Here is a 14,862-nt window from a genome sequence, read left to right as displayed (position 1 = left end):
AGGATCACTAAACATGTTATCAAATACATCATCAAAAGTTGCAAATCCAGGTAGTAATTTCATATAAATCATCTCCTTTTAAATTTATCCATTGAAATTACTTCATGAATAATCATCTTTTTCTTTTCACAACTATTATTATAATCACTTTTTTAGCACTGTCAAGCCTAGAGTGCTAAAAAATTAAATTTTTTATTTAAATTGTAAAAGAAAGCTTTACCTGGATTTAGATAATAATTGAAATTAAATTTACAAAGTAGAATTTACTTTTTCAATTGATTATTTTCTTAATATTGATTTTATTTATTTAAAATGAACTTTTTATTACTATATGTTATAATATAAATCGAAATTTGTTAATTGGAAGGAAGAAAAAATGAACGGTAAGTTTATTACATTTGAAGGACCGGATGGAAGTGGAAAAACAACAGTTTCTAAAATTGTTGCTGCCAAACTACAAAGTGAAGGGTATAAAGTCTTATTGACTCGTGAACCGGGTGGAATTGATATTTCAGAGCAGATTAGAAATATTATTTTAGATAAAAAGAATACTAAAATGGAAGCTAGAACTGAAGCTTTATTATATGCTGCTTCTAGAAGACAACATTTAGTTGAAAAAGTAAAGCCAGCTTTAGATCAGGGGTATTTAGTTATTTGTGATCGATTTGTTGATAGCTCTTTAGCTTATCAGGGAGTTGCTAGAAATATTGGGATAGATGAAGTTTATCAAATGAATTTATTTGCAATTGGAAATATTATGCCTGATGCTACAGTTTTCTTTGATTTGCCTTATGAGATGGGGCTTGCTAGGATCAATCAAGGGGATCGGGCTACCGATCGTCTTGATTTAGAAACTAATGATTTTCATAAAAAGGTATATGATGGTTATATGATTATTTGTGATAAATTTAAAGATCGTATAACTAAGATTGATGCCAGTCGTTCAATTGATGAAGTTGTTGAACAGGTAATGACTGTTATTAAAAGTAAGTTATGAGAGAATATCTAGAAAAAAATCAAACCAGATTTTTTAATTTAATTAAGAATGAATTTTCACAAAAACGTATACCACATGCTTTTTTATTAGTTGGAAATAACACTAAAACGCCGCTAAACTTTTTAGCAATGTCTTTAATATGTAGTGAAGATTTATTAGCTTGTGAGAAATGTAATGATTGTCGTAAAGTTAAAGAAGGAAAATATGGTGATATCATTCGTTTTGATGGAAAAGAAAATTCAATTAAAAAGCGGGATATTGAATATATCCAAGATACTTTTATTAAAACTTCATTAGAAGGAAAAGCGAGAATTTATATTCTTGAAAATATTGAATCTTCGACTAATGAAGCAATGAATACATTGTTGAAAGTATTAGAAGAGCCTTCAGAAGGTATTTATGCAATTTTCACTACTAATAATCTTAATCGAGTTTTACCCACAATTTTATCACGTTGTCAGGTAATTAATATTAAACCAGATAGTAAAGAGGTAATTAGTGATTTACTTGTTAAAGAGGGAATTGGCAAGGAAGCTGCTAAAATATTATCTTATCTTTCACCTGATGTTGATTCTGCTAAAGAATTATATGATGAAAGATTTGAATACATGGAGACTGAGGTTATCAATTTTATTGAAGATTTATATACTAAGAAGTATAATTTAATTATTAATGTTCAAACTAATTTGTTGAAAAAATATCAAAAACGTGAAGATATTAAGTTGTTTTTGAATATGTTACTTTTAGCTATGAAAGATTTGTTTCACGTGAAACATAATCAACAATTAGTATATATTGATCATTATCAATTTTTTAAAAATCTTGAAGTTGATGAAACTCAGTTAATAAGACAAACTGAATTAATATTAGAAACATTATATACAATTGAAACCAATGCGAATCTTTTGATGTTAATGGATAGCATGATGTATCAATTATAGAAAGGAGAATTTATGCAAGAACTTAAATTAGCAAGTGTAAAATTTAAGAGTGCTGGGAAAGTTTATTATTTTTCTACTGATATCGATTTAGAAAAAGGTGAATATGTTGTTGTTGAAACGGCACGTGGTGTTGAACTAGGTGAAATATCACAATCACTTAAATCTATTGAAGAATTTAATTTAGATACAGAACTAAAAAAGATTACTAGACGAGCTACTAAGAAAGATATAGAAGCATATAAGAAAAATCTTAAAGACGCTAAAGAAGCACTAGTGATTTGCCGTGATATTATTGCCAGATATGATGTTGATATGCAACTTACAAATTGTGAGTTTACCTTAGATAAAGCCAAAGTTATTTTCATGTATACTTCAGATATCAGAGTGGACTTTAGAGAGTTGTTAAAAGAATTAGCAACAGTATTTCGCTGTAGAATCGAACTACGTCAAATCGGACCTCGTGATAAGGCTAAAATAGTAGGGGGTATGGGGACCTGTGGTTTACCATTATGCTGTACGTCATTATTAGGTGAATTTAATGGTGTATCTATTAATATGGCTAAAAATCAGATGTTGGCAATTAATATTGATAAAATTTCTGGTGCCTGTGGTCGTTTGATGTGCTGTTTAAAATATGAAGATGATGTCTATTCTTTAGAAAAACAACGTTTTCCAAAAATAGGAAGTCGTGTTCGGTATGAAGGAAAAGAAGTTAAAGTTTTAGGATTAAATATTATTAATGATTTAGTCAAAATTGACAATAATGGTGCTGTAATATTTGTAGATTTAAATGAAGTTGAATTTAATAAGAAAAATAGTTAATTATGGATAACCAGGAAGTTACTAATTATTTATTAGCATATAAAAACATGAAAATTATCCAAAGAAAAGATATGTTTAACTTTTCTTTGGATACTGTTTTATTAGCTAATTTTTGCACCATTAATAAAGATGTAAAACATATTGTTGATTTTGGAACTAATAACGCGGCTATTCCACTGCTATTATCAAAAAGAACAAACAAGAAAATAACTGGAGTTGAAATTCAACAAGAAGCTGTTGAACTGGCTAAAAAGAACATTGCTTTAAACCATTTAGAAGATCAGATTGATATTGTTCATGCTGATATCAAAGATTATATAAAAACTGCTGATAAGGTCGGATTAGTTGTTTGTAATCCTCCTTTTTTTAGAGTTGATGAAGATAGTAATTTAAATGAAAATGAGTTTTTAACTATAGCTCGTCATGAAATAAAAATAGATTTAGAGGGTATAATTAAAGCAGCTGCCTATCTTTTAGATAATAAAGGAAGATTGGCAATGGTTCATCGACCTGATCGAATGATTGAAATACTAAATATGATGCAAAAATATGATATTGAACCTAAAAGAATCCGCTTTGTTTATCCTAAAGTGAATCGAGATAGTCATGTCTTATTAGTTGAAGGAATGTATAAAGGAAAGAAAGGGTTAAAAATTGAACCGCCATTATATGCTCATAATGATGATGGAAGTTATAGTAATGAAGTAAGAAGAATGTTTGGAGAAAAAATAGATGAAGAGACAAAAGAGTTTTGAAAAAGATGCGCCAAGTTTGTATCTGGTTGCTACCCCAATTGGAAATCTAGAAGAGATTACTTATCGGGCTATTAAAATACTAAATGAAGTTGATTATATTGGAGCAGAAGATACTCGCAATACAATCAAGCTTTTAAATCATTTTGATATTAAGACAAAACTAATTTCACATCATGAACATAATTTAAAACAATCTATTCCTAAATTGATTAATCTATTACTAGAAGGAAATAGTATTGCTCTTGTCAGTGATGCTGGTTATCCGGCCATATCTGATCCTGGTTATGAACTGGTAAGTGCTGCAATTGAAAATGATATTAATGTTATTCCAATCAGTGGTGCTAATGCTTGTCTGGATGCCTTAATAGTTTCAGGAATTACACCACAACCGTTTTTATTCTATGGTTTTTTGGATCATCAGGATAAGAAAAAGAAAAAAGAATTGCAAAAATTAAAAGATTATCATGATACATTGATTTTTTATGAGTCGCCACATCGAATAGGTAAAACATTATCAACAATGTTAGAAATATTTGGTGATCGAAATATTGCATTATGTCGTGAATTAACTAAACGCCATGAAGAAATTATTCGCGGTCAGATTAGTGAGGTTATAGAGATAGTTGATCAATTAAAAGGTGAAATGGTAATAGTTGTAGCTGGTAATGATCAATCAGAAGATCAAAGCTATGATGAAAATGATTTAATTAATCAAGTAAATGAGTATGTTGATAAAGGAATGTCGGTTAAAGATGCAATTAAGGAAGTGGCTAAGTTAAGAAAAATTAATAAAAATGAAGTATATTCTTTGTATCATCAAAAAAACAATTAATAAATATAATTTTTCAATTATAAATATCTTAAGTGTTTCACGTGAAACATTTAAGATGTTTTAAGTCGTTAATTGTATACATTTGCTTTAATTAACAAAATAAAGTATGATAGTTATGGATGGAAAGGATGAAAAAATGGAATATATATATCGGAAAAATCAATCAAGAAAAAAGCTAAGATTAAAAAAGAAACCAGCTATAATAATTTTATTGATAGTTGCAATTATTATTGCTGGATTATTTTGGTTTTTAATTAGGGAAGACAAGTATGATAAATATCGAAACTATGATGAAGAAAATAAACAATATGGAGAAATCAAACATTACGAACAAGATGATGATCAGTTCTTTATCTCGCTCTATTATCCAAAGACAGATAATAAGAATTTAAATCAGTTAATTACTGATTACAAAGATGAATTTTTGAAAAATCAAGAAGCTGATAAAAAAGAAAAGAATGTCCTTTATATGGATTATTCAATTGAAAAGATATTTAAACAATATGTTAATTTAATAATTAGTACCCAAAGATATGATGAAGATGATAAAGTTGTTAGTGAGTCAACAAAAATTATTAGTTATGATACTAAAAATGAAAAAGTATTAACTGTTAGAGATGCATTGAGAAATAATTATAAAATATCATTGAGTGCAATAGATGGAATAGATGGGCTTGAAGACAAAAGTGAAAATCTGACGGTTGAAAAAGATAAATTAGTTATTTATCCTAATGCAGATTTATCAAATAAGATTGAAATTAATTATGAAGATAATAAAGATCTAATAAAATTAGCTAATAAAAATATTCCTTCAAATGCACCACTTGATGTTCAAACTCCAGCAGCGACACCTGAAGTTGATCCAAATAAAAAGATGATTGCTTTTACTTTGGATGATGGACCTCATAAGACAAATACACTTAGAGTTGTCGAATTATTTGAAAAATATAATGGAAGAGCTACATTCTTTCAATTAGGTAAAAATATCCAACAATATCCTGATGTTGTAAAAACTGTTTATGAACATGGTTTTGAAATTGCTAGTCATTCTTGGGATCATCCAGACTTAAGAAAACTCGATGATGCTGGCTTAAACCAACAAATTAAAGATACACAAGATATTATTTTTAGCATTACCGGTGATGAACCAGTATTGATTAGACCACCATATGGGGCTTTTAATGACAATGTTAAAACAGTAATTCATAATAATGATATGCAGATTGCTTTATGGTCGGTAGATACTTTAGATTGGAAATTGAAAGATGCTAATAAAATAAAAGATGCAATTGTATCTAGTGCTTATGATGGTGCGGTTATTTTATTACATGATATTCATAATTTTTCTGTTGATGGTCTAGAATTAGCTCTTGCTGAATTATCCAATCAAGGTTATCAATTTGTTTCACTGAGTACCTTAAGTCAATATAAAGAATTAAAGACAGTACTTCGATAAATACGAAGTGCTGTCTTTTTAACATAATAAAACAAGATTATTAGATAATAAATTACTAATTATTGAGTATTATAATGATGGGTGATAAAATGATAACTAATAATGAATTAGAGCAAGAAATTAGTAATTTATTACAGCAATATACTGCAGCAATTAAAATAGTTGAAACTAAATTAGAGTTGATTGACGCTGAATTAAAATATAAATATCAGCATAGTCCGATTCATGGTATTCAAAGTCGGATAAAAAGTATTTCGAGTATTAAGGAAAAATTACAGAGAAAAGGTTATTTGTATAATATAAACGGAATCAAGAAATTAAATGATATTGCAGGTATTCGAGTTATCTGTAATTATATTAATGATATTCAATATATCGCACAATTATTGGTTTTACAAGATGATGTAAATTTAATAAAACATAATAATTATATACAATATCCTAAAACTAGTGGTTATCGTAGTTTACATTTAATTATTACTGTTCCGATTTATCAAAATGATGGTAAGGTTTTACTGCCGGTCGAAATTCAAATTAGAACTATTGCAATGGATTGTTGGGCATCATTGGAACATGAGCTTTGTTATAAAAATAAAAACCAGGCATCGGATGAAATTAAACAACGTTTGCGACTTTGTTCTGATATGATGGCTAAAACAGATCAGGAATTACAGAAAATTTATCTTGAATTGAATCAGTCATGGAATAATTATAATGTTTCACGTGAAACATTAATTAAATAATTTAAAGTTAACCATCTAATATGATCTAGATGGTTTTTTATTAGATAGTGAAAATATATATGATTATTAAAATATTAGTTTAATTATATAATTATTAATAGAAATATAATGAATGTATTTTTAAATTATATAAATAAAAAAGAAATGTTTAATATAGATTTATTCAATGATATAATAAAATTACTTATTAGAAGATAGGAGGAATGTAGAATGAAAGAAATTGATCCAATGAAAACCAATCGGGCATTAAGCTGAAAATTATATATTAATGCACCAATGCCAATGGTTACTATCTTTAAAACGATTGATATAAGCAATTTGATTAAATTAAAGAAAAAAGGGTATAAATTAAACATGTTAATGTGTTATTGTATTGGGTTGGCAGCTAATGATATTGATGAGTTTAAATTATTACCAGTTGCTAAGAAAATGATTCAATATAATAATATTGGAATAAATGTTATAGTTCTAAATCAATATGGATCATTGAGTACTTGTGATATTCCTTTTAAGGATGATTTAAATGAATTTAATGATTTGTATTTAAAATTAGTTGATCAGGTGTATCAAACTGGTGATAGTTATGAAATAACTGATCATATGATTATTGGTACTTCAAGTCTTATTAAATATGATTTTGATGGTCTAATAAATATGTATAGTGGTATTTATAATAATCCAATGTTATTTTGGGGAAAGTATTTTCAAGAAAATGAAACTATGAAATTAAAAATATCTTTTCAATTTCATCATGTTCAAATGGATGGGATAGAAGCATGTGAGTTTTTAGAAAAGTTGCAAAATTATATTAATAATTTAACTGTTGATTAATTATAATGTTTCACGTGAAACATAAAAAGGGAGAATACAAATGAAAGTAATAGAAGATTTAATTAAACAAGCAGACCAAGCAATAAAAAATGAAGATTTTGATCAATTAATGAATTACTATAGTGATGATGCAATATTAGTAATTCGACCTGGGAAGATTGCAAGAGGAAAGCAAGAAATAAAAGAAGCATTTATTAAGATAGCTAAATATTTTGACAATAGCTTAGTACCTACTCAAGGTAAAATGGAATTTTTAAGAGCAGGTAATACAGTTTTAGTTATTTCTCAAACCTTTTTAGCTGCTAATAATGAAGCTGAAAGTGAATATGATATGGAAAGAAGAGCAACGTATATTTATCAACTGATAGATGATAAATGGTTGTGTATTATTGATAATTCTTATGGAACATCAATATTAGATAAAAATTAAATTGACTTTAATTAAAGAGTTTGCTAAAGTAAAAAGTGTCAAAAGCAAAGAAAGGAAAATGTCAAAGTAACGCTGATAGAGACTTAGTGGCTGGTGGAAACTAAGAGTTGAGCTTTGTGTGATGGGCCTGGAGCTGTTATCTTGAATAGTTAAAGATAATCGTGTAACTTACGTTAAAAAGTTTTGAGTGACACAGCAATGTGTAAAAAAGGTGGTACCGCGAGCAATTCGTCCTTTTATTAAAGGACGTTTTTTATTTGATAGTACTAATTTATATTATATGAGGAGTGAAAAAATGAAAACAGATAAAGACTATTATTTAACAACTGCAATAACTTATACATCTGGAAAACCACATATTGGAAATACTTATGAAATTATTCTAGCTGATGCTATTGCTAGATTTAAAAGACAAGAGGGGTATAATGTCTATTTTCAAACTGGAACTGATGAACATGGACAAAAAATTGAATTAAAGGCCCAAGAAGCAGGAATGCCACCAAAACAGTTTGTTGATGAAAAAGCTGCTGAAGTTAAAAGAATTTGGGACCTAATGGATACTACGTATGATCGATTTATGCGAACTACTGATGAATATCATGTTCGTCAAGTTCAAAAAATCTTTAAAAAATTATATGACCAAGGTGATATTTACTTAGGTCATTATGAAGGTAAATATTGTACTGCTTGCGAATCTTTTTTTACTGAAACTCAGTTAGTTGATGGAAAATGTCCTGATTGTGGTGGTGAAGTGCACGATGCTAAAGAAGAAGCTTATTTCTTCAGACTTTCTAAATATCAAGATCGGTTAATGAAACATATTGAAGAACATCCAGAATTTATTCAACCAGTTTCACGTAAAAATGAAATGATTAATAACTTCTTAAAACCAGGTTTACAAGATTTATGTGTTTCAAGAACATCTTTTAAATGGTCAATTCCAGTTGATTTTGATCCAAAGCATGTTGTTTATGTTTGGATTGATGCATTAACTAATTATATTACTGGATTAGGTTATGATGTAGATGGAAATCATGGTGAACTTTATAAAAAATTCTGGCCAGCAGATTTACACTTAATTGGAAAAGATATCGTACGTTTCCATACGATTTATTGGCCAATTATGTTAATGGCTTTGGATATTCCATTACCTAAACAAGTATTCGGACATCCTTGGTTATTACAAGGTGAAAGTAAAATGTCCAAATCAAAAGGAAATGTTATTTATGCAGATGATTTAGTATCAATTTTTGGTGTCGATGCTGTTAGATACTATGTTTTAAGTGAAATTCCATATGATAATGATGGAAGCATCACTTGGGATTTATTAGTAGAAAGAATTAACTCTGATTTAGCTAATGTATTAGGAAATTTAGTAAATCGAACTATTGCGATGGCAAATAAATATTTTGGTGGTGTAATCAATAATCCTGGTGTTAATGAACCAGTTGACGATGAATTAAAGGCTGCTGCCTTAGAAATGCCTAAAAAAGTAATTGCTAAAATGGACGAATTTAAATCTGCTGATGCTCTAAGTGCAATCTTTACATTGCTTAGAAGAACAAATAAATACATTGATGAAACAACACCTTGGGTTTTAGCTAAGGATGAAACTAAACAAGATCGTTTAGCAACCGTTATTTATAATTTAATTGAAAGCATCCGTTTTGCAGCAATTGCATTAGTACCATTTATTCCGTCTACCGCTAATAAAATTTTAGATCAAATTAATACTGATCAACGTGATTTATTAAAATTAGATCAGTTTGGTTTATATCAAGCAGGAACTAAAGTAGTAGAAAAACCTGAAATGTTATTTGCTCGATTAGATCCAAAAGAAATAGCAAAAAAAGTTGCAGCTTTACAAGAAGCAAATGTAGAGAAAAAACCAGAACCAAAAGATTTAATTACAATTGATGACTTTACTAAAGTGGAATTAGTGGTCGGAACTGTTGAAGAATGTAAAAAACATCCAAAAGCTGATAAACTATTAGTTTCTAAAATTAATATTGGTACTGAAGTAAAACAAATTGTAAGTGGTATTGCTGATAAATATAAACCAGAAGAATTTGTAGGAAAGAAAGTTATTGTTGTTGCTAATTTAAAACCAGCTAAGTTAAGAGGGGTAGAATCACAAGGAATGATTTTAGCTGGTGATACAGATGATTTACTTGAAGTTGTTACTATAAATAATTTACCTAATGGAACTAAAATACATTAATTTATGAAATAAAAAGCTCACTATTTTTTTGATAGTGAGCCTATTTTTTATTTATAATTAAAAATTCTTGAATAATTGTAGTTAATATGATTATAATCAAAATATAACAAATATATCACATAAATTATATGGTTGTATATATTATGATTTTGGTGCTAATTTAGATAAAAGATTAGATTTTGCCAATCTTTTTCTAATTGACAAATAAATCGCACTAGCTAAAATTACTGTCAAAATAGCATTGACTGTAGTAGTTATCGCGTTCCAGCCAGCCAAAGTCATAGCGGCTTCTTCAGGCGCTTTTAAAATAACAGAGTTATAGAAATATCCAAATAATGGTTCACCAATGATATTGAATATCATGCCACCAGTGCAAGATAAGATTACATAAATTATTAATCGATTACGATTAGTACATTTTTCGATTTTAAAAACTCGATGTGCTAATAGTCCAGTAACTACACCAATTAATAATTTAAGAATGATAGTTTTTGGAGCATAAGTTACATAAATTGGGTCAAGTAAATCTCCAATTCCCATTCCAATAGCTCCGGCAATTCCTCCTGGTAAACCACCAACCAGTAATGCTGCTAGAATACAGAAAGTATTACCAAGATGGAAAGAAGTAGTTCCACCGGGAGTAGGAATCTTAATTTGTAGAAATGTAAACGAAATGTATGCTAAAGCAGCCATTAGACCGATTGTACAAATTTTTAAAATTTTAGTATTCATATGTTTTCCCTCCTATATTTATGTATGTTATCATCAATCTGTCTACAATAAAAGACACAGTTTTATTAAAAAAATAAGGACAGAAATTATTGATAATAACTGAATAGGTGATTAAAAAATATATACGGAGGTATATAAATTGCAAGTCACAAATCTTTTAAATTGGGTTATGGCATTAAATAATGAAATAAAACCTCTAGTAGATACACTTGATAATTTAATAATTATTGTGGATGATGATTATCAGTTGATTTATAGTAATAGAAGCGGCACTGAATTTCTTAAAAATTATAGTATTACTGAGTTGAAAAATAATATAGAAAAGAGTGAATTTATTAATGATCAAATAATTAGAATACTAGATAATGGGTTAGATAAAATTATTATTAGAAAAATTTTTACCGACTGTAATTTATTAGAGGGATATCTAATAATTTCTAATGATCGTCATGAATTATTGTCATTGATAAATAGTAATGATATTAATCAAAAGGTTCACCAGATGAAAATATTGGAATAATTTTAAATCAAAAACAAGTATATAAAAATATTCCTGAAAGTTTAGTTGAAAAAGAGATAATTAGTCAAGAAGATGGTATACGTTTAAATAAAAATATGCCAAGATATTGCTCTGGGGAAGTCAATTGACCAGATAATTTTAAAGCAGTAAATGATTATTTTGGACATTTATATGGAGATGCACTGTTATGTGAAATTTCCCGAAAATTGCAATTGGTCTTTAGAAGTGATGATTTGATCGTTCGATTAGGTGGCGATGAGTATTTGATTATGATGAAAAATATTCCTAATATAACGATTGTACTAGAAAAAGCGCGTAGTATTTGTAAAATGATTGATAAAGAGGATGAAATAGGTGATGTTAAATTAAATATTTCTATATCAATTGGCATAGCTCTATATCCTGAACATGGTACAACTTTTGAGCAATTATATTATCATAGTGATGAAGCATTATATAAAGTAAAAAATGAGGGAAAAAATAATATTTATTTGCATGAACAAACTTTAATTGAAAGTAATAAAGAAATTAAAGCAGCTAAAGATGTTGTTAAAAAACCAGATAGCTATCAACATTTAATAACAATTGGAAATTATATTTTTAAAATTTTATATAGTGCTACTGATTTCAATAAAGCAATTAATGCAGTATTTGAATTACTTCGAATGCATTTTGATATGGAGCAGGGAGTTATAATTGTTAAAAATGTAAATAATGGAGATTATAACACTAATAATTCTTTAAAATATCAAGTTAAAATCAAGAATAATTTAATTGAATTGTTTAATTCTAATAATTTTGAGCAATATTTAAGTCTATTTAATCATGAGAATATTCTTTGGATAGATAATATAAAAGCATTTGATAAATTTCCATCATTATCTAAAATTTACCAAGATACTAACATTGAAACTCTTGTTCAGGGCTTGATAAAAAATGGTGATGAACTGATTGCTATTATTAGTATTGAGTATCAAAATGTTATAATATTTTCTAACAAAAATAAAAATAAATTACTTATTATAATCGCCTTGATAAGTACTTTTATGATTCAACAATATCAAAATGAACTTAGAAAGCAGTATGAAATGGTGCCAAAGAAAATAAATTATATTGATTAACCTGGAAATTTATTAGTGGTATACTATAATAGTCTTATGAAAAATAATTATAAAACTAATAAATAACAGAGGTGAATTGATGAAAATATATTATCATGGAAATTTATACGGATGTAATGCTACAGCATTAGTAGAAAAAGAAGGTAAGATAATTTTTGTTGGTAGTGATGAAGAGGCATTAAAATATAAAGGGCAAAAGATTGATTTAAAACAGAAATATGTTTATCCAGGTTTTAATGACTCTCATATGCATTTAGTCAATTATGGGCAATTTTTGAAAAATGTTCAATTAGAAGATGATAGTTATTCATTAGCAGCATTATTAACAAAATTAAAAAATAGCCTAAAAAAAGGGCAATGGCTGATTGGTCGGGGCTGGAATCACGATTTATTTCAAGATGTTTCCCGTTTTCCAACTAGAGAAGATCTTGATAAAATAAGCCAAGATGAACCAATTGTTATTACTAGAGTGTGTGGTCATATTTTAGTAGCTAATAGTAAAGCAATTGAACTTGCTAAAATTAACAATCAAACAGTTGATGGGGGCAGCTATGATTTAACTACTGGTCTTTTTAAAGAAAATGCCATGTCATTAATTTATAATGCAATAAAAAAACCAACAGTTGCTGATATAAAAGAATCAATTATGATGGGGCAAAAACAATTACATGCCTACGGAATTACTTCAGTTCAAAGTGATGATTTTTTAAGTGCAACAGATGATTACCATGATGCACTAAGAGCATTTGAAGAATTAGCAGCTGAAGATAAATTAACAATCAGGGTTTATGAACAATCACAATTTACTAATTTAAAAACTTTAAAGCAATTTATCGATGAAGGATATTATACTGGTGTCGGTTCACCAATGTTTAAAATAGGTCCTTTAAAAATGTTGGGGGATGGTTCTTTAGGAGCTAGAACAGCCTTTATGAGTGAACCATATTATGATGATCCAACGACGCAGGGAATTCCGGTATATACTAAAGATGAATTTAAAGAGATGTTTGATTATGCTAATAAACATCAAATGCAAATTGCGATTCATGCCATTGGCGATAAAATATTAGATTGGATCATTGAAGCTTATGAATATGCATTAAATAATTATCCACGCCCAGATCATCGTCATGGAATTGTTCATTGTCAAGTAACTCGTAAAGATCAATTATTAAAATTTAAAGAATTAAAACTACATGCCTATATTCAAAGTATCTTTTTGGATTATGATAGTCATATAATTAATCAAAGAGTTAAACCAGAATTAGCTAAAACATCTTATAATTTTAAAACTTTACAAGAAATAGCAACTATCTCTAATGGGTCTGATTGTCCAGTAGAAAAACCAGATGTTCTCAAAGGAATTCAGCTAGCTGTTACTAGAAAAGCAATTGATGGAACAGGCCCATATTTACCTAAACAGGCTTTAAGTCGTCAAGAAGCAATTGATTCATTTACTAAAATGGGTGCATATGCTTCATTTGAAGAAGATGTAAAAGGTTCAATTAAACCGGGACACTATTGTGATTTAGTAATTTTAGATGAAGATATTTTAACAGTAGCTGATTCTAAAATTAAAGATATTAAAATTCTAGCAACTATAGTCGGTGGAAAATTAGTTTATGGGGGTATATAAATGATAGTAAATGAAGAAGCAGTGAGTAAAATATTAAATGAAGTGAACGATGCTAAATTAGTAGCTGCTACTAAATATGTTGATGAAAAAGAAATAGAAAAATTAGAACAGCTTGGTGTTAAATATTTTGGAGAAAATAGAGTGCAAGCTTTTTTAGAAAAGTATGAGAAATATCATGGTAATGGAGAATTTCATTTTATTGGAACCTTACAGAAAAATAAAGTAAAATATATTATTGATAAAGTAACACTGATCCATTCGATTGCCAGTTATTCACTAATTGATGAAGTTGAAAAACAAGCTAAAAAACATGATTTAATTATGCCGATTTTAGTTCAGGTAAACATTGCTAAAGAAGAAAGCAAACATGGTTTTGAAGTAGAGGAAATTGATGAGGTTTTTGATTACCTAAAAAATTGTAATCATTTAAAAGTAAAAGGATTAATGATGATGGCACCAAATATTCCTGAAGCTCAAACTGAAGTCTATTTTAAAGAAACTAAAGAATTATTTGATCGTTTAAAGGATAAATATCCGGAATTTCCAATGAGCGAATTATCAATGGGAATGTCTAATGATTATCATGAAGCTTTAAAATATGGAGCTACTTTAGTAAGAATTGGTAGTGCGTTATTTAAATAAGGACGAAAGTCCTTTTTTTTCATATAGGGAATTGGATTCGTTCGAAGATAGAAGAAAAAATCCAACTATAAGGGTATATGTGATAGTTGGATTTTTTATGTAGCTAAAAAAGTGTTAGAAAATTACTATTTTTTCCTAACCATTGTTCCATTACATTCTGGACACTGACAGCTGTATCCATGA

14 protein-coding genes, 1 pseudogene and 1 other annotated feature are annotated in these 14,862 nt (G+C 28.1%); of the genes and pseudogenes, 14 read left to right on the top strand and 1 reads right to left on the bottom strand.

Features of this window, described 5'->3' with window-relative positions:
- Window positions 1-376 precede the first annotated feature (376 nt).
- The 10 genes from tmk (at window position 377) to metG (ending at window position 10,028) form a co-directional block, all read left to right on the top strand.
- Entirely contained in the window at window positions 377-997 is a 621-nt protein-coding gene (gene tmk, locus Q0K54_RS08980) for a dTMP kinase (RefSeq protein WP_294580322.1), read from the top strand.
- Window positions 994-1,938 carry a hypothetical protein gene (locus Q0K54_RS08975; RefSeq protein WP_294580321.1) on the top strand — a complete coding sequence of 315 codons (945 nt, stop codon included), beginning with the start codon at window positions 994-996 and terminating at the stop codon, window positions 1,936-1,938. Before tmk ends, Q0K54_RS08975 begins: the two co-directional genes overlap by 4 nt.
- 12 nt (window positions 1,939-1,950) lie before the next feature.
- Window positions 1,951-2,760 carry a stage 0 sporulation family protein gene (locus tag Q0K54_RS08970; RefSeq protein WP_294580320.1) on the top strand — a complete coding sequence of 270 codons (810 nt, stop codon included), beginning with the start codon at window positions 1,951-1,953 and terminating at the stop codon, window positions 2,758-2,760.
- Between the two features lie 2 nt (window positions 2,761-2,762).
- A complete protein-coding gene (locus Q0K54_RS08965) occupies window positions 2,763-3,515 on the top strand; it encodes a tRNA1(Val) (adenine(37)-N6)-methyltransferase (RefSeq protein ID WP_294580319.1) in 753 nt (250 codons plus the stop codon).
- Entirely contained in the window at window positions 3,493-4,347 is an 855-nt protein-coding gene (gene rsmI / locus Q0K54_RS08960) for a 16S rRNA (cytidine(1402)-2'-O)-methyltransferase (RefSeq protein WP_294580317.1), read from the top strand. The genes Q0K54_RS08965 and rsmI overlap by 23 nt, the downstream gene beginning before the upstream one ends.
- A gap of 136 nt (window positions 4,348-4,483) precedes the next feature.
- Window positions 4,484-5,803 (top strand): polysaccharide deacetylase family protein, encoded by a 1,320-nt coding sequence (locus Q0K54_RS08955; protein ID WP_294580316.1) that lies wholly within the window; start codon window positions 4,484-4,486, stop codon window positions 5,801-5,803.
- An 89-nt stretch (window positions 5,804-5,892) separates the two neighbouring features.
- Window positions 5,893-6,546, top strand: coding sequence for a GTP pyrophosphokinase family protein (locus tag Q0K54_RS08950; protein ID WP_294580314.1), 654 nt, complete (start codon window positions 5,893-5,895; stop codon window positions 6,544-6,546).
- 264 nt (window positions 6,547-6,810) lie between these two features.
- Complete coding sequence (locus Q0K54_RS08945; protein WP_294580326.1) at window positions 6,811-7,377, top strand: CatA-like O-acetyltransferase, family 2; 567 nt, start codon at window positions 6,811-6,813, stop codon at window positions 7,375-7,377.
- A gap of 40 nt (window positions 7,378-7,417) precedes the next feature.
- Window positions 7,418-7,807 carry an SgcJ/EcaC family oxidoreductase gene (locus Q0K54_RS08940; RefSeq protein WP_294580312.1) on the top strand — a complete coding sequence of 130 codons (390 nt, stop codon included), beginning with the start codon at window positions 7,418-7,420 and terminating at the stop codon, window positions 7,805-7,807.
- Window positions 7,808-7,845: 38 nt separating this feature from the next.
- Window positions 7,846-8,046: a binding site (T-box leader), on the top strand.
- Complete coding sequence (gene metG, locus Q0K54_RS08935; RefSeq protein ID WP_294580324.1) at window positions 8,046-10,028, top strand: methionine--tRNA ligase; 1,983 nt, start codon at window positions 8,046-8,048, stop codon at window positions 10,026-10,028. It overlaps the preceding feature by 1 nt.
- Before the next feature lie 141 nt (window positions 10,029-10,169).
- Here the strand turns inward: metG and Q0K54_RS08930 are convergent, their stop codons facing one another.
- Complete coding sequence (locus Q0K54_RS08930) at window positions 10,170-10,760, bottom strand: ECF transporter S component (protein ID WP_294580310.1); 591 nt, start codon at window positions 10,758-10,760, stop codon at window positions 10,170-10,172.
- A 139-nt stretch (window positions 10,761-10,899) separates the two neighbouring features.
- Between Q0K54_RS08930 and Q0K54_RS08925 the strand changes: the two genes are divergently transcribed.
- From Q0K54_RS08925 to Q0K54_RS08910, 4 genes and pseudogenes are all read left to right on the top strand, one after another.
- Window positions 10,900-11,280: a hypothetical protein gene (locus Q0K54_RS08925; protein ID WP_294580309.1), complete on the top strand. Its 381-nt coding sequence runs from the start codon at window positions 10,900-10,902 to the stop codon at window positions 11,278-11,280.
- 143 nt (window positions 11,281-11,423) lie between these two features.
- Window positions 11,424-12,401 (top strand): annotated as a pseudogene (locus Q0K54_RS08920) (GGDEF domain-containing protein); the annotation flags it as partial.
- Window positions 12,402-12,480: 79 nt separating this feature from the next.
- Window positions 12,481-14,037 carry an amidohydrolase gene (locus Q0K54_RS08915; RefSeq protein ID WP_294580307.1) on the top strand — a complete coding sequence of 519 codons (1,557 nt, stop codon included), beginning with the start codon at window positions 12,481-12,483 and terminating at the stop codon, window positions 14,035-14,037.
- A complete protein-coding gene (locus Q0K54_RS08910; protein WP_294580305.1) occupies window positions 14,038-14,679 on the top strand; it encodes a YggS family pyridoxal phosphate-dependent enzyme in 642 nt (213 codons plus the stop codon).
- Window positions 14,680-14,862 lie beyond the last annotated feature (183 nt).

This window comes from uncultured Thomasclavelia sp. (assembly GCF_944324745.1).
Lineage (GTDB): Bacteria > Bacillota_I > Bacilli_A > Erysipelotrichales > Coprobacillaceae > Thomasclavelia.
The sequence above is the reverse complement of the archived record's forward strand: the minus strand, read 5'-3'. Positions and strand labels throughout refer to the sequence as shown.